Source organism: Pseudomonas sp. Xaverov 259 (assembly GCF_019352915.1).
GTDB lineage: Bacteria > Pseudomonadota > Gammaproteobacteria > Pseudomonadales > Pseudomonadaceae > Aquipseudomonas.
Genome location: NZ_JAAAFV010000008.1, coordinates 25,484 through 51,656 on the forward strand (window position 1 = coordinate 25,484; position 26,173 = coordinate 51,656).

The window sequence follows — 26,173 nt, forward strand, 5'->3', positions numbered from 1 at the left end:
CCACGGTGACAGTCGCCACCTGTGCTTGAGTTGTTTTTACAATCTAATTAATCACTGCTTCTCGGCCAAAGACGTCTGCCCATCCCAGCCGCCGCCCATCGCCGCAATCAACTGCACACTCGCAACCAGGCGCGTCTGCAACAAGGTCAGCACCGTGCGTTCATTACTCAACGCCGTGGCCTGTACCGTCACCACATCGAGGTAGGCGATCAGCCCGGCCTTGTACTGATTCTGCGTCAAGCGCAAGGACTCGCGCGCGGCCTCCAGGGCTTCATTGCTGACTACCGCCTCATCTTCCAGCACCTTCAACTGCACCATATAGTTTTCCACTTCACGGAAACCATCCAGTACGGTCTGACGGTACTTGGCCACCGTCTCGTCATAGGACGCCACGCTACGATCAACTTCAGCCGAACGCTGCCCACCGTCAAACAAGGTCATCGCAAGCTTTGGCCCCACCGACCAGAACCGGTTGGGCAAACTGATCCAGTCCGCATAGGTGCTGCTGGAATACCCACCCGCCAGGCTCAAGGTCAGGTCCGGGTAATAAGCCGCCTTGGCCACACCGATATTCGCGTTGGCCGCAATCACTGAGCGCTCCGCCGACGCAATGTCCGGGCGCCGCTCGAGCAATTGCGACGGCACACTCACCGGAATCTGCGGCAAGGCAGGTATGTCTTTGCTCACCGCCAGATTGAAGTTGGCCGGCGCCTCGCCGATCAGCACTGCGATGGCGTTTTCCAACTGCGCACGCTGCCAGATCAAATCGATCAAACTGGCCTGGGTCGTCTTCAATTGGGTCTGTGCCTGAGCGATCGCTGCCTTATCGGAAACCCCCGCCCGGTACTGGTTTTCAGTCATCTTCAGCGAGCGCTGATAAGTCTCCAGCGTGGCTTGCAACAAACGCGTCTGCTCGTCCATCACGCGCAGTTGCAGATAGTCCTGCACCAACTCCGATTGCTGGCTCAAACGCATCGCCGCCAAATCCGCCGAGCTGGCCTCAGCTGTGGCTTCATTGGCTTCCAGGCCACGGCGTAACTTGCCCCACACATCGGCCTCCCAACTCACGCCCAACTGGGTGTTGAGCGTGTCACGGATACCACTGCTGGAACTGCTGAGGCTGGCGTTACTGCTGCCGGTGCCCTGGCTGGCACGGGTTTTACCGGCGCTCAGGTCCACCGTTGGGAAAAACGCCCCGCGCGCGCTGCGCACCTGGGCCTGGGCCTGGCGGAAGCGCGCTTCGGCCTGGGCCACGGTCTGGTTGGAGTTGTTAAGCCGCGTGACCAGCTCATTAAGCTGGCGATCGCCGTACAACTCCCACCAGGCACCCCGGGCCAGGGAATCGCTGGGGTTGGCCTGACGCCAGCCCTGGGCTTCCTTGAACTGCGCGGGTTCGACCACCTCCGGGCGTTTGTAATCCGGGCCGATGGCGCAGGCGCTGAGCAAGGCGCCGCACAGCAGCAGGCTGGCGATGCGGGAACCACGGGGCATGCTCATGGCCAATTTAGTCAAGGTTGAATCGGTCATAGCGCAGTATCCAAGGCAGCATCGGTACGCACGCCACGCCAGGCGTTGAAGCGGTGGCGCGCGCGGTCAAGATAAAGGTAAACCACCGGGGTGGTGTAAAGGGTCAGGATCTGGCTGAACACCAGCCCGCCGATGATGGTCAAGCCCAGGGGCTGGCGCATTTCGGCGCCATCGCCGGAACCGAGCAGCAACGGCAAGGCGCCCAGGATGGCGGCGAGCGTGGTCATCAAAATCGGCCGCAGGCGCAGCAGGCAGGCACTGCGGATCGATTCCAGCGGGCTCATGCCGTCGTGGCGCTCCAGTTGCAGCGCCAAGTCGATCATCAGGATCGCATTCTTCTTCACCACGCCGATCAGCAGGAACAGACCCAGCAGGGATATCAGGCTGAACTCGCCGCCCAGCAGGTAGATCGACAGCAGCGCGCCGACACCGGCCGACGGCAAGGTCGAGAGGATGGTCAGCGGGTGAATGTAACTTTCATACAGAATGCCCAGCACCAGGTACACCGCCACCAGCGCGCCGAGGATCATGAAGGGCTGGCCCTTCTGCGTCGCCGCAAACGCATCGGCGGTACCGGCCATCTTGGCGATCACGTCTTCGGGCAAACCGACCTTGGCAATCGCCCGTTCAATAGCGGCCGTGCCCTGCTCCACCGTCACCCCAGGCGACATGTCAAAGGCAATGTTTTCCGAGGCGAACTGGCCTTCATGGCTGACACGATCATCGGCCAGGCTGTTTTCGTAATGGGCAATGGTCGACAACGGCACCCGTGCACCCGTGGAGGTGATCACCTGCATCTGGTTCAGGGTGATCGGGTCCTGGGCGTATTTCGGGTTGACCTCCATCACCACCTGGTACTGGTTGAGGCTGTCATAGATGGTGGAAATCTGCCGTTGACTGTAGGCATTGTTCAATACCGAGGTGACCATGCTCATGTCGATGCCCAGGCGCTTGGCCTGGTCGCGGTCGACCACCAGCGTCACCTGCGCCGCACCGCGACCTTCGCGGGCGTCGATGGCGGTCAACTCCGGCAGCTCGCGCAAGGCGGCGACGACTTTCGGGTACCACAAGCGCAATGCAGCCAGATCACCGCTTTGCAGGATGTAGGAGTATTGGGCGCTGGTCTGGTCACGGCTGCCGCCAAATTGCAGGTCCTGGTCGGCCATCAGGAACAGCCGCCCGCCCGGCACCAGCGGCACCTCCTTGCGCAGGCGCTCGATCACCGCCTGGGCCGAGAGCTTGCGCTCGGCAATAGGCTTGAGGCGCACCAGCATCACCGCGTTGTTGGTGCCGTTGTTGCCGCCGATAAAGCCGGCCACGCTGAGCACTGCAGGATCCTTTAGTACCGCCTGGCGGAAGGTTTCCATCTTCGGCTGCATCACATTGAACGACAGCCCGTCATCGCCGCGCACAAAGCCGATCAACTGGCCGGTGTCCTGCTGCGGCATAAAGGTTTTCGGCACCACCACGTACAGCGCGATGTTCACGCCCACGGTGATCAACAAACTCAGCAGGGTCAGGCGCCGGTGGCGCAGCACCCAATCCAGGCTGGTGGCGTAGGCCGCAACCATGCGGTCGTTGACCTTCTGGCTCCAGCGCTGCAAACCAGTCATATGCCCTTTGACATGCGGCTTGAGCCAGCGCGCGCAGAGCATCGGGGTCAACGTCAGCGAAACAATCAGCGACACAATGATCGCCGCCGACAAGGTGATGGAAAACTCACGGAACAGATTGGTGACAATACCGCCCATAAACAGGATGGACAGGAACACCGCCACCAGCGACACGTTCATCGACAGCAAGGTAAAGCCGACTTCCTCGGCCCCCAGGTACGCCGCCTTCATCGGCGGCACGCCGTCGTCGATATGCCTGGAAATGTTCTCCAGCACCACGATGGCGTCGTCCACCACCAGACCGGTGGCCAGAATTAACGCCATCAGCGAAAAGTTGTTCAACGAAAACCCAAACAGGTACATCACCGCAAAAGTGCCGACCAGCGACACCGGCACCGCCAGGGTCGGGATCAACGAGGCGCGGAAGTTCCCCAGGAACAGGTACACCACCAGCACCACCAGGGCCACGGCAATCAGCAAGGTCATCTCGGCTTCATGCAGGGTCGCGGTGATCACCGGCGAACGGTCCATGGCCAGGTTGAGCTTGACGCTGGACGGCAGCACCGCCTGCAACGCCGGCAACTGGGCCTTGATTTGCCGCACAGTCTCGATGATGTTGGCGCCGGATTGGCGGTTGATCACCAGCAGCACCGCCGAATCGTTGTTGAAGAAGCCGCTGTTGTAGCGGTCTTCGACGCCGTCGCTGATCTTCGCTACATCCCCCAGGCGCAAGGCGGCGCCGTTCTGGTAGCGGATCAGCAGCGGCTCGTAGTCCTTGGCCTTTTCCAACTGGTCATTGGCCTGGATCTGCCAGTTGCGCTCGCTGTCTTCCAGGGAGCCCTTGGGCCGCCGCTGGTTGGCATTGGCGATAGTGTTGCGCACATCGTCCAGGGCCACGCCGTACTGGTCCAGAGCCTTGGGTTCCAGCTCGATACGCACCGCCGGCAAGGAGCTGCCGCCGATCTGCACTTCGCCCACGCCCGGCACCTGGGACAGGCTTTGCGAAAGGATGGTCGAGGCCAGGTCGTACAGCTCACCTTTTTGCAGCACGTCAGAGGTCAGCGAGAGCACCATGATCGGTGCCTGGGACGGGTTGATCTTCTTGTAGGTCGGCATGCTGCGCATACCACTGGGCAGCAGGTTGCGCGAGGCATTGATGGCCGCCTGCACTTCGCGCGCCGCGCCGTTGATATCACGGTCGGAGTCGAATGCCAGAATCACCCGCGTGGAACCCTGGCTCGATGAGCTGCTCATGGTGGTAACGCCGGAAATCGCGCCAAATGAGCGCTCCAGCGGTGTCGCCACGGTAGACGCCATGACCTCGGGGCTGGCGCCGGGCAAGCTGGCCGACACCACGATCACCGGGAAGTCGATCTGCGGCAACGGCGACACCGGCAGCAAGTTAAAGCTGACGCCACCGAGCAACATGATCGCCAGGCTCAGCAGCATGGTGGCTACCGGCCGGCGAATGAAAGGTCCGGACAGGTTCATGACTCAACCGGCTCCAGGCTCTGCGGCTCTTTGCGCCAGCGGCGGCCAAGGCGGTCGAAATACAGGTAGATCACCGGCGTGGTGAACAGCGTCAGCACCTGGCTCACCAGCAAGCCGCCGACCATCACCAGGCCCAGCGGTTGGCGCAATTCGGCGCCGGAACCGCTGGCCAGCATCAATGGCACCGCACCAAACAAGGCTGCCAGGGTGGTCATCAAGATCGGCCGAAAACGTAGCAACGCCGCCTGATAAATCGCCGTCTGCGGGTCCAGGCCCTGGTTGCGTTCGGCGTCGAGGGCGAAGTCGATCATCATGATCGCGTTCTTTTTGACGATACCGATCAGCAGGATGATGCCGATGATCGCGATCATGCCCAGGTCATTGCCACTGAGCAGCAATGCGAGCAAAGCGCCGACGGCGGCGGATGGCAACGTGGAGAGAATCGTAATCGGGTGAATGTAACTCTCATACAAAACGCCGAGCACGATGTACATGGTCACCACCGCCGCCAGGATCAGCAGCAAGGTGCTCGACAGCGAGGCTTCGAACGCCTGGGCCGCGCCCTGGAACTGAGTCTGCACGCCCACCGGCATGCCGATGTCCTTCTGGGTCTGGTTGATCAGCTCCACGCCTTTGCCCAGCGCAACGCCAGGGGCCAGGTTGAACGACATCATCACCGCCGGGAACTGGCCGATATGCGCGATTGCCAGTTGCGCCTGGCGCTGCTCCACATGCGCCAGGCTGGACAACCGCACCTGGCCGCCATCGGTGGTTTTCACATGGATCTGGTTCAGCGCGGCCGGCCCAAGGGTTTCACCGGACTGGGCCTGCAACACCACACGGTACTGACTGGCCTGGGTGTAGATGGTGGAAATCTGCCGTTGGCCGAAGGCGTCATACAACGCATCGGTGATGGTTGACACACTTACGCCAAGGCGCGAGGCGGCGTCGCGGTCGATCACCAGGAATACTTGCAGGCCCTTGTCCTGCAGGTCGCTGGCCACATCGGTGAGTTCCGGCAACTGGCTCAGGGCGTGTACCAGCTTGTCGCTCCACAGCGCCAACAGGTCGGCGTCCGGCGAGGACATGCTGAACTGATACTGGGTGCGGCTCACGCGGTCTTCAATAGTCAGGTCCTGCACCGGCTGCATGAACAGGCGAATGCCCACCAGCTTGTCGATCTGCGGTTGCAGGCGTGTAATCACCTGGGCCGCGCTCACATCGCGCTGGCCATGGGCCTTGAGGTTGATCAGCAATCGGCCGCTGTTGAGGGTGGCGTTATCGCCATCCACACCGATGTAGGACGACAGGCTTTCAACCGACGGGTCGGCCAGGATCACCTTGGCCAACTCCTGCTGGCGCTGGCTCATGGCGGCAAACGAAATCGACTGCGGCGCCTCCGAGATGCCCTGGATCACCCCGGTGTCCTGCACCGGGAAAAAGCCCTTGGGCACCACCAGGTACAGCACCACGGTAAGGCCCAGGGTGGCGATGGCCACCAGCAGGGTCAGCGGCTGGTGCTTGAGCACCCACTGCAATTTGCGCCCGTAGGCTTCGATCAGCCAATCGATCCACGCGCCGCTGGCCTTGTAGAAACGGCCCTGTTCTTCTTCCTTGGGTTCGCGCTTGAGCAGGCGCGCGCACATCATCGGCGTCAAGGTCAGGGACACCACCAGGGAAATCAGGATCGCCACCGCCAGGGTGATAGCAAATTCGCGGAACAGTCGCCCGACCACATCGGCCATGAACAGCAGCGGAATGAGCACCGCGATCAACGACAGGGTCAGGGAAATCAGGGTGAAACCGATTTGCTTGGCACCCTTGAGCGCCGCCGCCATGGGTGTCTCGCCTTCCTCGATATAGCGCGAGATGTTCTCCAGCATCACGATGGCATCGTCCACCACAAACCCGGTGGCGATGGTCAAGGCCATCAGTGTCAGGTTGTTGATGGAGAAGCCCGCCAGGTACATCACGCCAAAGGTGCCCACCAGCGACAGCGGCACGGCGATCGACGGAATAATCGTGGCGCTGACCCGGCGCAGGAACAGGAACGTCACCATTACCACCAGGGCAATGGCGATCAGCAATTCATGCTGCACGTCCTTCACCGAGGCCCGGATGGTCTGGGTACGGTCGGTAAGCACCGTTACATCCAGGCCCGCCGGCAGGTTGTCGGTGATGCTCGGCAGCAACGCCTTGATGCGGTCCACTACCTCGATCACGTTGGCGCCGGGTTGGCGCTGGATATTGAGCAACACCGCCTGGTTTTCATTGGCCCAGGCAGCAAGGCGCTCGTTTTCGGCGCCGTCGACGATCTGCGCCACGTCTTTGAGGCGCAAAGGCGCGCCATTGTTGTAGGCCAGGATTAATTCGGCGTATTGCGCAGGCGAAACCAACTGGTCGTTGGCATCGAGCATCGACACACGCGTGGGGCCGTCGAAGTTACCCTTGGGCTGGTTGACGTTGGAGGCGGCGATCAGGGTGCGCACGTCCGACAGGTTCAAACCGTTGGCCGCCAGGGCCTCGGGGTTGACCTTGATACGCACGGCCTGGCGCTGGCCACCGGCGATACTGACCATGCCGACGCCGCTGATCTGTGCAATTTTTTGCGCCATGCGCGTGTCAACCAAGTCGTTGAGCTTGGGCAGCAGCATGGTCTTGGAGGTAATCGCCAGGGTCAGCACCGGGGTATCCGCCGGGTTGACCTTGTTGTACACCGGCGGCGCCGGCAAGTCCTTGGGCAGCAGGTTGGTCGCAGCGTTGATCGCGGCCTGCACCTGTTGCTCGGCGACATCCATATTGATGTCGAGGTTAAAGCGCAGGGTCAGCACCGAGGCGCCGCCCGAACTGGTCGAGGCCATCTGTGTGAGGCCGGGCATTTGCCCGAACTGACGCTCAAGCGGCGCGGTCACCGCGCTGGTCATCACGTCCGGGCTGGCGCCGGGGTACAGGGTCATCACCCGGATGGTCGGGTAGTCCACCTGGGGCAAGGCCGAGACTGGCAACAATCGATACGAAATGATGCCGGCCAGGACGATGGCCAGCATGCTCAGCGTGGTAGCAACCGGGCGAAGGATAAACAGTCGCGACAGGTTCATGAACCGACCTTTTGCGCCTTGCCGGCGTTAGCGCCGGTCTCCCCTTTTGCCGCAGGCTTGCCTTGCAGGTGTTCGGTCGGCGTGGTCGGCACGTCGTTGCTGTCGTTGACCACTTCGATGTCGCTGCCGTCCTTGAGGCGGTCGGTGCCTTCCAGGACCACGCGGTCGCCGGCCACCAGGCCTTCCTTGATAACGGTGTTGTCGCCGTCGGTATCACCGACCACCAACGGCTGCATTTTGACCTTTTTGTCACCGTCGAGCTTGTAGACGAAGGTGCCGCTATTGCCGAACTGGATCGCGGCGGATGGCGCCAACACCACGTTGTGCAAGGTGTCGGCCAGCAGGTGCACGTTAACGAATTGGTTAGGGAACAGCGCCTGGTCCTTGTTATCGAAACGGCCTTTGAATTTGAGCGTGCCGGTGGTCACGTCGATCTGGTTGTCCAGGCTTTGCAACACGCCAACCGCCTGCTGTTTTACATCGCCACGGTCCCAGGCTTCCACAGGCAACTTGTTGCCAGCGTGGTAGCGGGTGAGCACGGTGTCGAGGGTGTTTTCCGGCAGGGTGAAGACCACGCTGATTGGCTGGGTCTGGGTGATCACCGCCAGGAAGGTGGTGTCGTTGGCCGCCACCAGGTTGCCGACGTCGACCTGACGCAGGCCGACCCGGCCGCTGATTGGCGCGCGGATCTTGGTGAATTCGAGGTTGAGCTTGGCGTCGTCCACCGCACCCTGATTGGTCTTGACCGTGCCCTGGTACTGCATGACCAAGGCTTCGGCGGTGTCCAGGGTCTGTTTGGCGATACTGTCCTGGGCATACAGGTCACGGTAACGCTGCACGTCAACCTGGGCGTTTTTCAGTTGAGCCTGGTTTTGCAGCAGCGTGCCCTGGGCCTGGAGCAACGCGTTCTGGTAGCTGCGTGGGTCGATTTCTGCGAGCAGGTCGCCGGCCTTGACCATCTGCCCTTCTTCGAAGGCGATCTTGACCAATTCACCGCCCACCCGGCTGCGTACATTAATGGTATTGAGCGCGGTCACCGTGCCCAAGGCCTTGTAGTACACCGGGAACTCGCCCAGTACCGCTGGCGCCACGCGCACTGGGATCGGGCCGGTGGAACCCCCGAAACCTGGGCGCGCCATCCCCGTCTTGCCGGTATGCCCGGCCGGTTTCTGCGCAGTGGCATCTGTATGGCCGGCGGGCCAGAATTTCCAGCACAGGCCGGCGATAACCAACAGCACGAGCAGGCCGAACAGCCAGCGGCGGGAGTTGCGGGGGGAGGATTGCATGGAGTGATCAACCATTGGGCGCGAGAGCTTCTTCTTTGGGAGGCTGAAAGATAAGCACTGGGGCGCATTAAGAAAAGCGCCTTTACCGGCTATTTACCTTGGATTACAACTTTTAACGGTTGACCTTAGTCCGTTGGCTATTTCGCTAAGCGTTTGAGCCGCAAATAAAAACGGCCTGGACTAGGCCAGGCCGCAATCTTGCATCAATCGTGCTACTGCAAAATGACAGTAATGCGCCGAAACAGTTACTTCAAAACAGCCAGGGCCGCTTCGTAGTTTGGCTCTTGGCCGATTTCCGCAACCAGTTCGCTGTGCAGCACGTTGTTGTTTTCGTCCAATACCACAACGGCACGGGCGGTCAGGCCTTGCAGTGGGCCATCGGCCAGGGACACACCGTAGTCGACGGCGAAGTCGGCGTTGCGGAAGTCCGACAGGCTCAGCACGTTGTCCAGGCCTTCGGTGCCGCAGAAACGCTTCTGGGCAAACGGCAGGTCAGAGGAAATGCACAGCACAACAGTGTTGCTCACGTCGTTGGCCTGGGCATTGAACTTGCGTACCGAAGTCGCGCAGGTCGGGGTGTCGACGCTTGGGAAGATGTTCAGTACTTTGCGCTTGCCGGCGAACGTTTCCAGGCTTGCCTGGGACAGGTCTACAGCGACAAGGCTGAAATCAGGAGCGGTGGAACCGGTTTTCGGCAATTCGCCTTCAACCTGGACAGGGTTACCACGAAGGGTGACTTGAGCCATGAACGGAATCCTTATGCTGGGTTTTGGTTAAACGAATTCGAGAGGCCGAAGTTAACCACAAAGTGCAGTGACTACCTACCACCGGACACAAATTGTCATGCCGCGCAGGTGTGGTTTAATTGCGCGTTTTTACCCGCCCTTCAAGGATCTGCTTTAGATGAATCAGCCCGCCACCAAAGTCCTGGTCATCGGTTATGTCTGGCCGGAACCCCGCTCCTCGGCCGCCGGCGGGCATATGATGCAGATCCTGCAGAGTTTCCTCGACCAGGGTTGGGACATTACCTTCAGCAGCCCGGCGACCATTGGCGAACATAAAGCCGACTTGCCTGGCCTGGGCATCGCCGAGTGCGCCATCGAACTCAATAACAGCAGTTTCGATGATTTTATCCGCGAATTAGCCCCGGATATCGTGTTGTTCGACCGCTTCATGATGGAGGAACAGTTCGGCTGGCGCGTGGAGCAATGCTGCCCCGATGCCTTGCGCGTGCTGGAAACCTCCGACCTGCAAAGCCTGCGCGATGCGCGTCAGCAACGTTTCAAGGCCCAGCTCAAGGCCCACCCAGACAGTGACGACTTCAGCGCGCTGTTTGAGCCGGCACTGCAGGAAGAATTCCGGTTGATGGCCGACACCGACATCGCCAAGCGTGAGATCGCCGCCATTTACCGCTGCGATATCAGCCTGATAATTTCCGATGTGGAAATCCGCCTGCTCACCGAACAATTCAAGGTGCCCGCCGCCCTGCTCCACTGGTGCCCGTTGATGCTGGAGCCGCCGGTTGAAGCCTTTGCGCCGTTTGAAGACCGCGCGCACTTCCTCAGTATCGGCAACTTCCGTCACGCACCCAATTGGGATGCGGTGCTGTGGATGAAGAACAGCCTGTGGCCGTTGATCCGCCAGCAACTGCCGGGGGCACAGCTGCATATCTACGGTTCCTACACGCCGCCCAAGGCCACCGCCCTGCACAACCCGGCGCAAGGTTTTCATGTGATGAATTGGGCTGAAGATGCATTGCAGGTCATGGGGGCTGCGCGCATCTGCCTGGCGCCGCTGCGTTTTGGCGCCGGCATTAAGGGCAAGCTGATGGATGCCATGCTCTGCGGCACGCCAAACATCACCACGCCGATGGGCGCCGAGGCCATGGGCGACGGTCAGCCGTGGCCCGGTGTTATCGAGCAGAGCGCCGAGGCCCTGGCCGCTGCCGCTGTGGCGCTGTATCAGGACCGCGAGCGTTGGACCCAGGCCCAGGAAGACGGCCGCCGATTGCTGGCTCGGCGCTACGACCAGGGCCTGCATGGCCCCGCCCTGGTGGCCTGCCTGGAACACTGCCGCAGCCGCCTCGCTGCCCATCGCCGCGACAATTTCACCGGCAGCATGCTGCGTCACCATGCGCATAAAAGCACTCAGTACATGTCGCAGTGGATCGAGGCAAAAAACCGCAGCGTATAAAGGTTGGTGCTGGCGAGGTCGCGCGCAAGGGGGCATTATCCTACGCAGCAACCACAATAAAGCGACGGCAGCATGACCCGAGCAATGCGAATCACCGACCCTTCCTACGAGTTGATGGACGATCACAACGGTCTGTCCATCATCTATCGCCAGCACGGTTTTCCCTGCCCGCTGGTGCGCTGGCACTTTCACAAGGAATACGAACTGCACCTGATCGTTGCCAGCTCGGGCAAAGTATTCATCGGCGACTACATCGGTAACTTCTACCCCGAAAGCCTGTTCCTCACCGGCCCTAACCTGCCCCACAACTGGATCAGCCAGGTGGAGGAAGACGAGGTGGTGCCCAAGCGCGATATGCTGGTGAACTTCACCGACGAACTGTTTGAACAAGGCAGCCCCGTGTTTGCCGAACTCAAGACGTTGGCACCGATGCTGGAACGGGCGCAGTACGGCATCGAGTTCCGTTGCAAAAAAACCATCGCCCAAGCCGTGACCTTGATGCAGCACATCGAGGACGCGCAGGGCATGGCGCGCCTGGGGCACTTCTTTATTCTGTTGGAGGTGTTGAGCGCGTGTGAGGATTACCAACTGCTGTCAGGCGTGACCACGCCGCAACTGGCCGATGAGCACAGCATCGATCGCACCAACCGTGCGGTGGACTACATTTTTGCCCACTACGCCCGCGAATTGTCGCTGGAGGAAGTGGCGGAACACTTGGGGATGAAGCCCACGTATTTTTCCCGCGTGTTCAAGCAAGCCACCGGGCGCACTTTCATCGAATTCGTCAACCGGCTGCGCATCAGCAAATCCTGCGAACTGCTCGCGGACGGTGACAAGGCCGTCACCGATGTGTGCTTTGAGTCGGGTTTCAACAATATCTCCAACTTCAACCGGCGCTTCCAGCAACTCAAGGGCATGACGCCTTCTCACTACCGACGCCTGGCAGTGCAACGGCTCACGGAACAAAACCTGGCGTGAACCTGTTGGTTGCGACACATCCGGATCAAAAACCACTGTTCAAACCGCCGCACACAAAAGGAACCGCGTAGGGCCCGCTGTCACTCAGCGTAGGCATCACCGCCTCTTTCAGGCGTTGGGTGGTGCTTTTCTGACACACAGGCAAAGGGTAAATCTATGATCAACGCGCAGCCGTCACCTACTCAGAGCACCTTGCTACGACCTGTCGAGCCCATCCAGCCACTCCCCCACAACACCCAACCGGCCAAGGCCCCCCTCGACAGCACGTCACTCAGCCCATCGAAGGTTCGCACTGTCGCCGCGCGCGTACGTCGGGACTTGCAAAACCCAGGCTCCACAGCCGATTCACGCAAAGCGTCAGTCCGCCAGTTCGCCGACGCCTTGGTTGAACAAGGCGACCAGCAACTGGCCGTCGGCGTTGCCAACAGTGTTATCCGCCAACGGCTCGCAAGAGAGACCCGTCGCTCAAGCGAGGGGCCGGACAAGGTTGTCGTCCCACCGCACTCAACCTTCGGCCAGGTTTGGTCTGAGCTGGCTGACGCGCTGGAGTCGGAACCGTTCAAATCGTTTGCCGAAGCCAAGTTAATTGAGACTTCGAACCTGATCATTGGCGCCAACGGCGACCTGACCGAGAAGGTTAATGGCGGCTTAGTCAGTTACTTCGCCCCCAATGACCCTGAATGGTCAGCGGTCTCAGCCGCCGTATTAGCCGCCGCAAAAAAACTGGCAGGCGCGGGTTATTCAGAGATTTCGTTCTACGGTCGAACGCACGCATCAGCCAGCAACATCGCAGGGTTCTACGGTATGCAACTGGGCCACATCAGCAGTAACGACACCCTGTCGATGGCCGGGCAACTGTTGCGCGACGGCAACTTCGCTGCGTTAAGCAGCACCGACCCGCTGGATGCGTCCATCAAACAGCGACAGCGGGAGGCGCGCCAACGGATCGTGGATCTGCCGACACACGCGCTACGGCAGACGCTTGAGCCGTTCGCCCCGCTCACCGCGCAACAGAAAGTTGAGCAAGCGGATCGTGCGCTGGCACAACAGGTCAGCCAGGGGTTGATGAAACTGGTTCCGGAGACGGCCCAATATGAAACCTCAGTCATACTGGAAGATATTCCTGAGTATTCAACCTTCAGCCAAGTGCGCAAACAGCTCTTGAATGCGCTCAACGGAGAAGCGTTCAAAACCTTTGCGCAAGACAACGATTTGGACCCCACCAGCGTGCGTATCAACCCTGTCAGCGGCGAACTGACGGGGCAAGTGAGAGGTGCCAACACCACGTTCACCTTGAACGACGTGTCCGGCTGGGCTGATGCCTGGGCCGAGATACAACCAGCCGTCCAACAGATGGCCGCCGGGTCCGACTCGGATGTGACTTACCCCACTGGCACCTCCGCGCCACTGTTTGAAGTGATGGCGTTCTACAACGAAGCGCCCCCTCACCAAGAGGACAGCCGTAAACCGAGGTGGGAGCAACGCCAACTCGCGGCCACACTGGGCCGGGTGGTCGAGATCAACCAAAACAACAGCTTCAAAACATTGACCGACGCCAACCAAGCCAATGACACACAAAAGCGCCAGCAGGCGGTAATACAGCAACTGGCCGACACCCCCGTTTCCCCCTCTCCCCTTGAATCCCTCGCCGCCGCTGTGCAAGCCAGTACAAACGAGACGGAGGAAAGCCAAGAGTCACCCGCTGATGTTTTAGCCAAAGCCGAACACGAACTGGCCATCGCCGTGAATCGAGTGATGCTGGAGCTCAAGGCTGACCCAGCCAAGGCCACGGCAAAGATGATTGACTCGATCCCGACTAACAGCCTGTTCGGTCAATCGCTGGCTTACTTGAGCAAGGCCCTGAACGCACGTGGTTATAGCGATTGGCGCCAGCAGAACAACCTCGCAGTTACCGGCGCAACCTGGTATGCGCCAAAGGATGAGGCCAATCTGCGGGCCAGCGAAGCCGAATTTGCCAAACAGTTTCCTGAACATTTCGACGTAATGAACCCTGTAAACGCGGCCGCGGCGCCATTCGCTGCCGGCACAAAACCCGTCGAACTCAAATATGGCACCGCCAGCAGCGTACCGTTCGAATGGCTGTGCAATTTTTATGGGATCAGTACCGACCCGAGCAGCGAAAAATTTGCCCAGCAGTTGGAACTGATAGGCCGCACCCAACAATTGCCAAATAGGCCAGAATCACCAGAGAGCACGGTAAACCGGCTGCAGCGGCAACGCACCGCACTGGGAAATAGCAATGATCGGTATGCGCTGATCAACCTGCTGAAAAAAGGCAACACCGGCGACACCACGGCGCGTTTTGTAGTCTCCCCTGACTCCTCTCATCAGCCTAAAAGCGTCACGACGGTTCAGCAGTTCATCGCGGACCAGGGTTGGTTCATCCCGCAGTCAAAAGCTGAAAGCGACAATTTGCTTGCCGCCTTGCAGACGCCCCTCCCTGAGTCTCCGCCACTGGGCAATTACTGGGGTTTTCTATCCACACCACTGGCCCTGAGTACGGAGCAGCGCGGCGCGGTGACGCAGTACATAAAGAAGAACATAGGCTCCGAGAAAAGCCTGCTCGCCTACCTGGGCACTGCCGTGCCACAGCTCAGTAATGATCCTGCCAAAGCGTTGGAGCAACTGCTTCGCACGGACGAAGCGCAGGCGTTAGCGGCGAACCTGCAAACACAGATGAAGGGGGCGCCGACCACTACCAGCCCTGAGCAGTGGCTGTTAACGGCCTTGGTGCTGGAGCTCGACGCAACGGCCGGCACCAGACGCAACACCGTTGCGGGCTTTGATTTCACGCAGTCAGGCAATTGGGGGCTGGAGGCTCATTCGATTCGTGAGCGGTTCAACCAACATCTGATTTCAGACCGACAAGTCCCGGCCAACCTTGCGCCCGCAGCGGCCCGACTATTGATGGCGGGGACCGCACCCCATCTGCTCGTGAAAGACATGCCATCGTTGGCATTCTTCAGTTCCATCGAATGGGTCGCCTTTGCCACAGCCGTCAACCGGATCGAGTGGAAGGCCCCCGGCGCCGCCGCGAACATGACCTTCCAGCAAGTCATGGACTTTCACAAGATAAGGCCCATTTCAGCACCCGAAGTCCGACTGGAAACATTGGCGCAGGCAAACCCTGTAAGAGATTGGGCAACCGCCAGTAACCCTGACACCCACAATGAAACCGCTGAATACACCCCCGAGCGGCACAGAATCAGCCAGGAAAAGCTGGATAAACAGATATCGGAAACGTCCGACGCCATCAACTACTTGCGCTCGGTTGAGCCACCCAATAGAAGGGATATGGCCCTCAAGGCGTTGCGAGAAAAGTTTGGTACTGGCATCGACTATGAGCGTGCTGATCTATGGGAATCGTTCCTCGGCGGAACCTTTTCGGGTCTCAATGCGAGCATCGTCGAAGTCTACGAAGCCGGACGCCTGGGCGAGCGCTGGACGTCGCCAAGACCGGAGCTGGATGTCGCAACCTTGCGGGCAGGGGCGCACGAACTGCCGGATATCAACGCGCAGTTCAATGAGGCGATTGAAAAGGACCATGCCCTGCGCAGGCAACACAACGTCACCCTGTTCAAGGATATGTTGAGCAAACTCCCGCTTGCGGATCGCGATAGTCTGGTCAATGGATCGGTGAAGGTGTTTCAGGTCAAGGGCGACGGCAATGGCATCTTGCTGACATCCAACTACCAGGGTATTGATAGAACGTTTGCAATCTACCCGGCTCTTAGAAAAATAGTAAAAGTCCCTGACATCGACCGATCAATACCCGAGGGCACCATTGGCCCACAAACCCTTGACGCCGCTGCGTTCAAAAACGGCGCCGAGCCAAAACCCGGTGTCAAATCCAACGTCGCCATAACGCGCATTGATGAAACCGACTTCATTGTTCCAAAAGATGACCCAACCACCGGGATCAGGACGCTCTTGCTGCCCTACAGCACAACACAAGACGCGTCCAACTACGACAGCGCACGCACACAGTATTTGTCCAAACTGCTGGTTGACTCGATCTACCTCAACAAAGCCAATTTTATTGCCGGGCACACGGATCAGCGCAGGAATCGAGTCGAGAATGGCGTTGAACCGATTGATGCCCTCAAAGGCATCCTGCGCGTCATCCCGGGTGGCTCCAGTGTGCTGGACATCATTGAGGGCAAATATGCGCAGGCGCTCGTAGACCTGGTCATTGATATCGTGATGTTCGTTGCCACAGAGGGCGTCGGCAAACTGTGGACCCTGGCTAAATCAGGCGCGTCCTGGGCGGGTGCCAAGGTCTCTGCCGGGCTTGCCGAAAGGTTTGCGGCCAAAGAAACCGAAAGCATTGCACTAAGGGATATAACCACCACCAGCGCCCAGGAATCGCTTCCCTCATTAAGCCGAATGCAGGGCCAGCACATTGCTGAGCAAACAGCGGATATGGCCAATGGCAGTGTGGCGCGTTCCGGCCCTCAGGCACAGGTCAAGGTCACCGCTGTAATGCGCGAGGGCAATTGGTATGCCTACGACGCCGAGGCCGGCGCGGCATATGGGCCAGCGCTTGAAGGTTTTCGCGCGGATGCCTCCATTGGATTAACACCCGAGATTCTCCCTGACGGCACGAGCATCCGGGTACCCGACCGGCTGCTACCAGAAGATGCTCAGGTTATTAACAGATCGACTTACTCCGACGTAAAGATCGGTAATAAGGTGTATCGCTATGACCCGAAGAAACCCGAGGTTCTGACTGACCTTGAATCGGCCGACCATTTCAACGATACACACGACCTTGAAGCCTTTTGCCCGGCAGGTCCCAGAGTAAAGCGACAAACTGACGGCGTATGTTTCGCCAAGGTCGTGTCGGACTTCAGCAGCAATACGGCGAGGATGGTGCAAGGCCTTGAACACACACGATTGTACCCATCGCCTGGGGGTGCCGGACTCAATTCAACGCTTGTTTACGAGCGCCGCCTGTTCGATGTCGTGGAAAAGGATGGCGTCTACACGACCGTACAACGCCAACTGCAGGATCCGATTGAATACCTGCCCACGACACGCGGCACAATCGTCAAGGACCCGTACTTTGGCTTACCCGGCACGCAGCCCCTGGCCAACCTTGAGCAGAATACGCGCATTGTCAAACTCGGGCCTATCAGCAGCGCCAGCAACGACCAGCGTGAACTGCGCGCAACCATCACCGTCATACCAACGACCGCTGCGGGAGACCGGCGATTTATGGTGGTAGAAGCCGATCCCTTGACGTTTTACTATGTTGAATTTAATGCTGACTCGACGGTGCTCGAGTTCAAAAAAATCGGCGAACCTCAGTCGTTACTCGAATCCGTACTGGCCACAAAACATACGTTGGAAACCGAAACCCTCCTGGAATTGGCGGGTGCGCCCTTGCGTAAAGAGTTCGTCTCGCTTCCGACGTTGGACTCAGCTTTCGCTAAACTTCAAAGCGCCGGTTATACGCCCGGCGAGGTCAGCGAGCTGAAAAACACCGTCGCGACATTCAGTGAGGAGAAGAAACGCGAATTTGTTTATCAACTCATCAATAAACTGGACAACTCCAACGGGCGGGTGGTTCTCAAGTCGGCCAACATTGATCCGCTGATTAAAGCGGGCAATTTTGCGGACCTATCCGTCAACAAGCAGAACAAATTCTACGCCGATGGCGCAAAGGATGCGGTCGATGCACAGGTCAAGGCTACCGGTATCGGTTCTCAAAACAAACGCACGCCCTACGACCTTAATGATCTTTACCGAGAACAGGTTGCGGGCACACTCGTCAGCTGGATACAAAACATCAAGGTAGCCTCGCCGGCCTATGCCAACTCCGTCTTGAAGTTCGGTGCCGGCAATTGCGAAGAAATGGCGGAAGCCGCCGCTCAAATCATCAAAAAAAGCGGAGGAGACGCGAAAACCTGGTATGTCCATGGCGGTGACCATGCGTTTACGGTGGTCGGAGGCCCCGCCTCAGCGGGCAAAAGCACCGTCGATTTTTCTGAAATTGAATGGAAGGACGCCTGGATCGTAGACCCTTGGGCGGAGATTTCATGCAAGGCATCAGAGTACACCGGCTTGCTGAGAAGAAAGATGGATGAGTGGGACGCAAAGGGTCTTCAGATCTACACCAGTGGTGATTGGCGTAGTCCGCGGTACCCGGAATGGGTGGATGGCCTGACCACGCTGGAAAAAAGGCCGCTGTAACCGACTTGATGGCAGTCTCCCAGACAGCCGACCGGCCATAGGGCTTGCCGCACACGTGCTGTGCGGCAATGCTTTTGCTCGACGTTCCCGCATCCATTGGGGCAGCTGAGCAACCAGTGCAAAAAAGTATCAGTGCCAGTGCGCCCAAGGATTTGTCATAACCCCAATTGAAGGCTGTAATCAACGCACACTCTTCCTGACTGTTTGTAGGAAGACACAACAACAATAACTGTCCTTCTGTAGCCCTCTGGGCGCGGAAATGGAGTGCGCGATGAAGTTCACAGCAAAAGCACTGCTTGTCTCCACCTGCATGACTACCTGCATGACCCTCAGCGCCGTCAGCTTTGGCGCGCAAACCCTGACCATTGCCACCGTCAACAACAGCGACATGATCCGCATGCAAAAGCTCTCGAAAACCTTCGAGACCGAGCATCCGGACATCAAGCTGAACTGGGTGGTGCTCGAAGAAAACGTACTGCGCCAACGCCTGACCACCGACATCGCCACCCAGGGCGGCCAGTTCGACGTGTTGACCATCGGCATGTACGAAGCCGCACTGTGGGGCGCCAAAGGTTGGTTGGAGCCGATGAAAGACCTGCCGGCGTCCTACGACCTCGACGATGTGTTCCCTTCGGTGCGTGACGGCTTGTCGGTCAAAGGCTCGCTGTACGCCCTGCCGTTCTATGCCGAAAGCTCGATTACCTACTACCGCACCGACCTGTTCAAGAACGCCGGGCTGACCATGCCCGAGCACCCGACCTGGAGCCAGATCGGCGAATACGCGGCCAAACTTACCGACAAGAGCAAAGAGCAATACGGCCTGTGCCTGCGAGGCAAAGCCGGTTGGGGTGAGAACATGGCGTTGATCACCACCCTGGCCAACGGCTACGGTGCGCGCTGGTTCGATGAAAAATGGCAGCCTGAATTCAACGGCCCTGAGTGGAAGGACGCGTTGAACTTCTACGTCGACAACATGAAAAAATCCGGCCCGCCGGGTGCTTCCAGCAACGGTTTCAACGAAAACCTGGCGCTGTTCAACAGCGGCAAGTGCGCGATCTGGGTTGACGCCAGCGTGGCCGGCTCGTTCGTCACCGACAAGTCCCAGAGCAAGGTCGCTGACAGCGTCGGCTTCACCTTCGCCCCGCACGAGAAGACCGACAAGGGCACCTCGTGGCTGTACTCCTGGAGCCTGGCGATCCCGACCAGCTCCAAAGCCAAGGACGCCGCCAAGGTGTTCACCACCTGGGCAACGTCCAAGGAATACGGCGAGCTGGTTGCCAAGACCGACGGCATCGCCAACGTGCCGCCTGGCACGCGCAAATCGACCTACAGCGACGAATACCTCAAGGCCGCGCCGTTCGCCAAGGTGACCCTCGAATCGCTGAAAGTCGCAGACCCGACCAAACCGACGCTCAAGCCGGTGCCGTATATCGGTATCCAGTTGGTGACCATTCCTGAATTCCAGGCGATTGGTACCCAGGTCGGCAAGTTCTTCTCGGGCGCGCTGACAGGTCAGCAAACGGTGGACCAAGCCTTGACCGCCGCGCAGACCACCACCGAGCGTGAGATGAAGCGGGCGGGTTATCCCAAATAGCCCTGACTCACCTCTGTAAATGTGGGAGCGGGCTTGCTCGCGAAGGCAGTGTGTCAGCCACGAATGCATCAACTGGAAGACTGCATTCGCGAGCAAGCCCGCTCCCACATTATTGACCGCGCCCGACTCTCGCTCTGCATGTACCTGACTGGTCTTGATCACCATGAATACAACACCCAAAAACCGCCTGGCCAACCCCGGCTGGTTCCTTGTCAGCCCCTCGGTGGCCATGCTGCTGCTGTGGATGATCGTGCCGCTGGGCATGACCCTGTACTTTTCGCTGATCCGCTACAACCTGCTCTACCCTGGCGAAAACCAATTCGTGGGGCTGGAGAACTTCACCTACTTCATCACCGACTCGGGCTTCCTGCCCGGCGCCACCAACACCCTGTTACTGGTGGGCAGCGTGCTGCTGATCAGCGTGGTGTTTGGCGTGTTGATCAGTGCTTTGCTGGAGGCCAGTGAGTTTTTTGGTCGCGGCATCGTGCGGGTGATGCTGATTTCGCCGTTCTTCATCATGCCCACCGTCGGTGCGCTGATCTGGAAGAACCTGATTTTCCACCCGGTGTCGGGGATTCTCGCCGCCGTGTGGAAGCTGTTCGGCGCCGAGCCGGTGGACTGGCTGGCGCACTACCCGTTGCTGTCGATCATCATCATTGTGTCGTGGCAGTGGCTGCCCTTCGCCATCTTGCTGCTGATGACCGCCATGCAGTCCCTCGACCAGGAACAAAAAGAAGCCGCACGCCTGGACGGTGCCGGCGCTATCGCGATCTTCTGGCACCTGACCCTGCCGCACCTGGCGCGCCCGATTGCCGTGGTGGTGATGATCGAAACGATCTTTTTGCTCTCGGTATTCGCCGAAATCTTCACCACCACCAACGGTGGCCCCGGCTACGCCTCGACCAACCTCGCCTACCTGATCTACAACCAGGCGCTGGTGCAGTTCGACGTGGGCATGGCCTCGGCCGGCGGCTTGATTGCCGTGGTCATCGCCAATATCGCGGCGATCATCCTGGTGCGGATGATCGGCAAAAACCTGACTGACAAGCCTTGAGGGCCGCGCCATGACGCTTCAACAATCCCGCCGCCTGCAAAGCCTGCTGCTCGGCACGTTGGCCTGGGCCATCGCGATCCTGATTTTCTTCCCGATCTTCTGGATGGTGCTGACCAGCTTCAAGACCGAAATCGACGCGTTCGCCACGCCGCCGCAGTTCATCTTCACGCCGACGCTGGAGAACTACCTGCACATCAACGAGCGCAGCAACTACTTCGCCTACGCCTGGAACTCGGTGGTGATTTCGTTCAGCGCCACTGCCCTGTGCCTACTGATCTCGGTGCCGGCCGCCTACTCCATGGCGTTTTACGAAACCAAACGCACCAAGGGCACTTTGCTGTGGATGCTGTCCACCAAAATGCTGCCGCCGGTGGGCGTGCTGATGCCGATCTATCTGCTGGCCAAAAGCATGGGCCTGCTGGATACGCGCATTGCGCTGATCATCATCTACACCCTGATCAACCTGCCGATTGTGGTGTGGATGGTGTACACCTACTTCAAGGACATCCCCAAGGACATCCTCGAAGCCGCGCGCCTGGACGGCGCTACCCTGTGGCAGGAAATGGTCCGCGTGCTGCTGCCCATTGCCAAGGGCGGCCTGGCCTCCACTGTGCTGCTGTCGTTGATCCTGTGCTGGAACGAGGCGTTCTGGTCGCTGAACCTGACCTCCTCGAATGCCGCACCGCTGACCGCGCTGATCGCCTCTTACTCCAGCCCCGAAGGCTTGTTCTGGGCCAAATTGTCCGCCGTCTCCACCCTTGCCTGTGCGCCGATCCTGATCTTTGGCTGGATCAGCCAGAAACAGCTGGTGCGTGGCCTGTCCTTCGGCGCAGTTAAATAATAATTCCAAGCGGAGGCCCATCATGGCCAACCTGAAAATCAAGAATTTGCAAAAAGGCTTCGAAGGTTTCTCGATCATCAAGGGCATTGACCTGGAAGTGAACGACAAGGAGTTCGTGGTGTTCGTCGGCCCGTCGGGCTGCGGTAAATCCACCCTGCTGCGTTTGATCGCCGGCCTTGAAGAAGTCACCGAAGGCACCATCGAGCTCGATGGCCGCGATATCACCGAAGTCACCCCGGCCAAGCGCGATTTGGCCATGGTGTTCCAGACTTACGCGCTGTACCCGCACATGAGCGTGCGCAAGAACATGTCGTTTGCCCTCGACCTCGCCGGCGTCGACAAGAAGCTGGTGGAAAGCAAAGTCAGCGAAGCGGCGCGCATTCTCGAACTCGGCCCGTTGCTGGAGCGCAAGCCCAAGCAACTTTCCGGTGGCCAGCGTCAGCGCGTGGCGATCGGCCGTGCAATCGTGCGTAACCCGAAGATTTTCCTGTTCGACGAACCGCTGTCCAACCTCGACGCCGCCCTGCGTGTGCAGATGCGCCTGGAACTGTCGCGCCTGCATAAAGAACTGCAAGCCACCATGATCTACGTGACCCACGACCAGGTTGAGGCCATGACCCTGGCCGACAAGGTGGTGGTCCTCAACAGTGGCCGCGTTGAGCAGGTCGGCTCGCCGCTGGAGTTGTACCACCAGCCGGCCAACCTGTTTGTGGCGGGCTTTCTCGGTACGCCGAAAATGGGCTTCCTCAAGGGCAAGGTGACCCGTGTGGAGGGTCAAAGCTGCGAGGTGCAACTGGACGCCGGCATGCTGATCAGCCTGCCAATGAGCGGCGCCAGCTTGAGCGTGGGCAGCGCGGTGACCCTGGGCATTCGCCCGGAACACCTGGAAATTGCCTCGCCTGGGCAAACCACCCTGACCGTCACCGCCGACGTCGGCGAGCGCCTGGGCAGCGACACCTTCTGCCACGTCATCACCGCCAGCGGCGAGCCGTTGACCCTGCGGATTCGTGGCGACATGGCCAGCCAATACGGCGAAACCCTGCAGTTACACCTGGACCCGGCGCACTGCCATCTGTTCGACACCGATGGCGTGGCCGTGGCTCGTCCACTGCGCGCTGCCGCCTGATTTTGCGAGAGTTGTGATGAAACTGAATAAACAGAACCTCACCCAGTTGGCGCCGCAAGTAAAGATTCCGGCCTACGCCATTGCCAGCACCTCCCAGGGCATTGCGCATATCGGCGTCGGCGGTTTCCACCGCGCGCATCAGGCGTATTACACCGATGCGCTGATGAACACCGGCGTTGGCCTGGACTGGAGCATCTGCGGCGTCGGCCTGCGCAGCGAAGACCGCAAGGCCCGCGACGACCTGGCCGGCCAGGATTACCTGTTCACCCTGTATGAACTGGGTGACACCGACGACACCGAAGTGCGCGTGATCGGCGCGATCAGCGACATGCTGCTGGCCGAAGACGGCGCCCAGGCGCTGATCGACAAGCTGGCCAGCCCGGAAATTCGCATCGTTTCGCTGACCATCACCGAAGGCGGCTACTGCATCGATGACAGTAACGGCGAGTTCATGGCGCACCTGCCGCAGATCCAGCACGACCTGGCGCATCCCCATGCACCGAAAACCGTGTTCGGGTTTATCTGCGCCGCACTGACCCAGCGCCGCGCCGCCGGCATCCCGGCTTTTACCGTGATGTCCTGCGATAACCTGCCGCACAACGGCGCCGTCACGCGTAAGGCCCTGCTGGCATTTGCCGCTTTGCACAACGCCGAGTTGCATGACTGGATCAAGGCCAACGTGAGCTTCCCGAATGCGATGGTCGACCGCATCACGCCCATGACCAGCACCGCCCACCGCCTGCAACTGCACGACGAACACGGCATCGACGACGCCTGGCCGGTGGTGTGCGAGCCGTTTGTACAATGGGTGCTGGAAGACAAATTCGTTAACGGCCGACCGGCGTGGGAAACCGTCGGTGTGCAGTTCACCGATGACGTCACGCCTTATGAAGAGATGAAGATCGGCCTGCTCAATGGCAGCCACCTGGCCCTGACCTACCTGGGGTTTCTCAAGGGTTACCGGTTTGTACACGAGACCATGAACGACCCGGTGTTTGTGGCCTACATGCGCGCTTACATGGACCTCGACGTCACACCGAACCTGGCGCCAGTGCCGGGCATTGATTTGACGCAGTACAAGCAGACGCTGGTCGATCGCTTCTCCAACCAGGCGATTGCCGACCAGTTGGAGCGTGTCTGTTCCGATGGTTCGTCAAAGTTTCCCAAGTTCACCGTACCGACCATCAATCGTTTGATTGCCGACGGGCGTGAGACTGAGCGTGCGGCGTTGGTTGTCGCAGCCTGGGCGTTGTACCTCAAGGGTGTCGATGAAAACGGCGTGACATACAAGATCCCCGATCCGCGTGCCGAGTTCTGCCAGGGGCTGGTGGGTGACGATGCGCTGATCAGCCAGCGCCTGCTGGGCGTGGAAGAGATTTTTGGCAAGGCTATTCCCAACTCGCCTGAGTTTGTGGCAGCGTTTGAGCGGTGCTTTGTCAGCTTGCGCGACAACGGCGTCACCGCAACACTGCAGCAACTGCTGAAAAAACTCGATTAAACCTGTGGGAGCTGGCTTGTGTGGGAGCTGGCTTGCCTGCGATAGCATCACCTGGGTTTGACTGATAGACCGAGGTGCTGGCATCGCAGGCAAGCCAGCTCCCACACAGACCAGCTCCCACATTTGAGCGGGTTAACAATCCAAGAATAATACTGCTGAGCACTCCATCATGACCCAGCAAAACCTCTACCTCGGCATCGATTGCGGCACCCAAGGCACCAAAGCCATCGTCCTCGACGCCTCCAGCGGCAAGGTCCTGGGCCTGGGCGCCGCCGCGCATACGTTGATCAGCGGCGCCAATGGCCGCCGCGAACAGCACACCCAGGAATGGCTGGATGCCTTTACCGAAGCCACTCACCGTGCCCTGCAACAGGCCGGCGTGGACGGCCAGGACATTCTCGGCATCGGCGTCTCCGGCCAGCAGCACGGCCTGGTGCTACTGGACGAACACGGCGAAGTGCTGCGCCCGGCCAAACTCTGGTGCGACACCGAAACCGCGCCGGAGAACGAGCGCCTGCTGGCCTATCTGGGCGGCGAAAGCGGCTCGCTGGAACGCCTCGGCGTGGCGATTGCGCCAGGTTACACCGTGTCGAAACTGCTGTGGACCCGCGAACAACACCCGGACGTGTTCGCGCGCATCGCCCACATCCTGCTGCCCCACGACTACCTCAACTACTGGCTCACCGGCCGCGCCGTGGCGGAATACGGCGATGCGTCGGGCACCGGCTACTTCAACGTGCGCAGCCGCGAGTGGGACGTAGAGCTACTGAAACACATCGACCCGAGCGGGCGCCTGGAAAAAGCCCTGCCCGCGTTGATTACTGCAGATCAAACGGTTGGCACCATCCTGCCGGCCATCGCCGAACGCTTAGGCATCAACCCGAATGCCAAGGTGTCCAGCGGCGGCGGCGACAACATGATGGGCGCCATCGGCACCGGCAATATCGCGCCCGGCGTGATCACCATGAGCCTGGGTTCCTCGGGCACCGTGTATGCCTTCGCCGACCAGCCGAATGTGAGTCCGCAAGCATCGGTCGCGACCTTCTGCTCATCCAGCGGCGGTTGGTTGCCATTGATCTGCACCATGAACCTGACCAACGCCACCGGGGTGATTCGCGAGCTGTTCGAGCTTGACCTTGCGACCTTCAACAGTCTGGTTGAGCAAGCGCCGATTGGCGCCGACGGCGTGAGCATGCTGCCGTTCCTCAACGGCGAACGCGTGCCCGCCCTGCCCCACGCCACCGGCAGCCTCCACGGGTTGACCATGACCAACCTGACCCGCGCCAACCTGTGCCGCGCGGTGGTCGAGGGCACCACGTTCGGCCTGCGCTACGGCCTGGACCTGCTGCGCCAGACCGGCCTGCAAAGCCACAGTATCCGCCTGATCGGCGGCGGCTCGAAAAGCCCGGTGTGGCGGCAGATGGTCGCCGATATCATGAACACCGAAGTGGTGTGTACCGAACAAAGCGAAGCCGCCGCCCTGGGCGCGGCGATTCAGGCGGCCTGGAGCCAGTCCGGTGAACCCTTGGCCGGCCTGTGCGACACCTGCGTAAGTATCGACCCGAGCAGCCGCACGCTGCCGGTGGCGGCCAGTGTCAGTGCCTATCAACAGGCTTACGAGCGCTATCAGCAGCTCGTGGCAACCCTTTAAGAGCGAA

General features: G+C 59.8%; 14 protein-coding genes. 9 read left to right on the plus strand and 5 right to left on the minus strand.

Going from position 1 to position 26,173, the window contains the following annotated elements:
- Positions 1–51: 51 nt before the first annotated feature.
- From K0H48_RS01405 to tpx, 5 genes are all read right to left on the minus strand, one after another.
- Complete coding sequence (locus K0H48_RS01405; protein WP_219266091.1) at positions 52–1,527, minus strand: efflux transporter outer membrane subunit; 1,476 nt, start codon at positions 1,525–1,527, stop codon at positions 52–54.
- On the minus strand, positions 1,524–4,631 hold the full coding sequence (locus tag K0H48_RS01410; protein ID WP_219266093.1) for an efflux RND transporter permease subunit: 3,108 nt from the start codon (positions 4,629–4,631) through the stop codon (positions 1,524–1,526). Before K0H48_RS01410 ends, K0H48_RS01405 begins: the two co-directional genes overlap by 4 nt.
- A complete protein-coding gene (locus K0H48_RS01415; RefSeq protein ID WP_138817484.1) occupies positions 4,628–7,729 on the minus strand; it encodes an MdtB/MuxB family multidrug efflux RND transporter permease subunit in 3,102 nt (1,033 codons plus the stop codon). Before K0H48_RS01415 ends, K0H48_RS01410 begins: the two co-directional genes overlap by 4 nt.
- Positions 7,726–9,030: an MdtA/MuxA family multidrug efflux RND transporter periplasmic adaptor subunit gene (locus K0H48_RS01420; RefSeq protein WP_219266095.1), complete on the minus strand. Its 1,305-nt coding sequence runs from the start codon at positions 9,028–9,030 to the stop codon at positions 7,726–7,728. The genes K0H48_RS01415 and K0H48_RS01420 overlap by 4 nt, the downstream gene beginning before the upstream one ends.
- Positions 9,031–9,260: 230 nt before the next feature.
- A complete protein-coding gene (gene tpx, locus K0H48_RS01425; RefSeq protein ID WP_219266097.1) occupies positions 9,261–9,761 on the minus strand; it encodes a thiol peroxidase in 501 nt (166 codons plus the stop codon).
- Between the two features lie 157 nt (positions 9,762–9,918).
- On the opposite strand from tpx, the gene K0H48_RS01430 reads away from it, so the two are divergent.
- The 9 genes from K0H48_RS01430 (at position 9,919) to xylB (ending at position 26,166) form a co-directional block, all read left to right on the plus strand.
- Positions 9,919–11,208, plus strand: a complete 1,290-nt coding sequence (locus K0H48_RS01430; protein WP_219266099.1) for a glycosyltransferase — start codon at positions 9,919–9,921, stop codon at positions 11,206–11,208.
- A gap of 72 nt (positions 11,209–11,280) precedes the next feature.
- Positions 11,281–12,186 carry an AraC family transcriptional regulator gene (locus tag K0H48_RS01435; protein ID WP_219266101.1) on the plus strand — a complete coding sequence of 302 codons (906 nt, stop codon included), beginning with the start codon at positions 11,281–11,283 and terminating at the stop codon, positions 12,184–12,186.
- Between the two features lie 156 nt (positions 12,187–12,342).
- Entirely contained in the window at positions 12,343–18,402 is a 6,060-nt protein-coding gene (locus tag K0H48_RS01440; RefSeq protein WP_219266102.1) for a hypothetical protein, read from the plus strand.
- Positions 18,403–18,673: 271 nt separating this feature from the next.
- Positions 18,674–19,996, plus strand: coding sequence for a sugar ABC transporter substrate-binding protein (locus tag K0H48_RS01445; RefSeq protein WP_219266104.1), 1,323 nt, complete (start codon positions 18,674–18,676; stop codon positions 19,994–19,996).
- A 163-nt stretch (positions 19,997–20,159) separates the two neighbouring features.
- On the plus strand, positions 20,160–21,050 hold the full coding sequence (locus K0H48_RS01450) for a carbohydrate ABC transporter permease (RefSeq protein ID WP_056859283.1): 891 nt from the start codon (positions 20,160–20,162) through the stop codon (positions 21,048–21,050).
- 10 nt (positions 21,051–21,060) lie between these two features.
- Positions 21,061–21,891 (plus strand): carbohydrate ABC transporter permease, encoded by an 831-nt coding sequence (locus K0H48_RS01455; protein WP_078742104.1) that lies wholly within the window; start codon positions 21,061–21,063, stop codon positions 21,889–21,891.
- 22 nt (positions 21,892–21,913) lie between these two features.
- Complete coding sequence (locus tag K0H48_RS01460) at positions 21,914–23,017, plus strand: ABC transporter ATP-binding protein (protein WP_219266113.1); 1,104 nt, start codon at positions 21,914–21,916, stop codon at positions 23,015–23,017.
- A 16-nt stretch (positions 23,018–23,033) separates the two neighbouring features.
- A complete protein-coding gene (locus K0H48_RS01465; protein WP_219266115.1) occupies positions 23,034–24,515 on the plus strand; it encodes a mannitol dehydrogenase family protein in 1,482 nt (493 codons plus the stop codon).
- Between the two features lie 169 nt (positions 24,516–24,684).
- The gene (xylB, locus tag K0H48_RS01470) at positions 24,685–26,166 is read left to right on the plus strand and encodes a xylulokinase (protein ID WP_219266117.1); all 1,482 of its coding nucleotides are present in this window, start codon (positions 24,685–24,687) and stop codon (positions 26,164–26,166) included.
- The last annotated feature ends 7 nt before the right edge of the window (positions 26,167–26,173 follow it).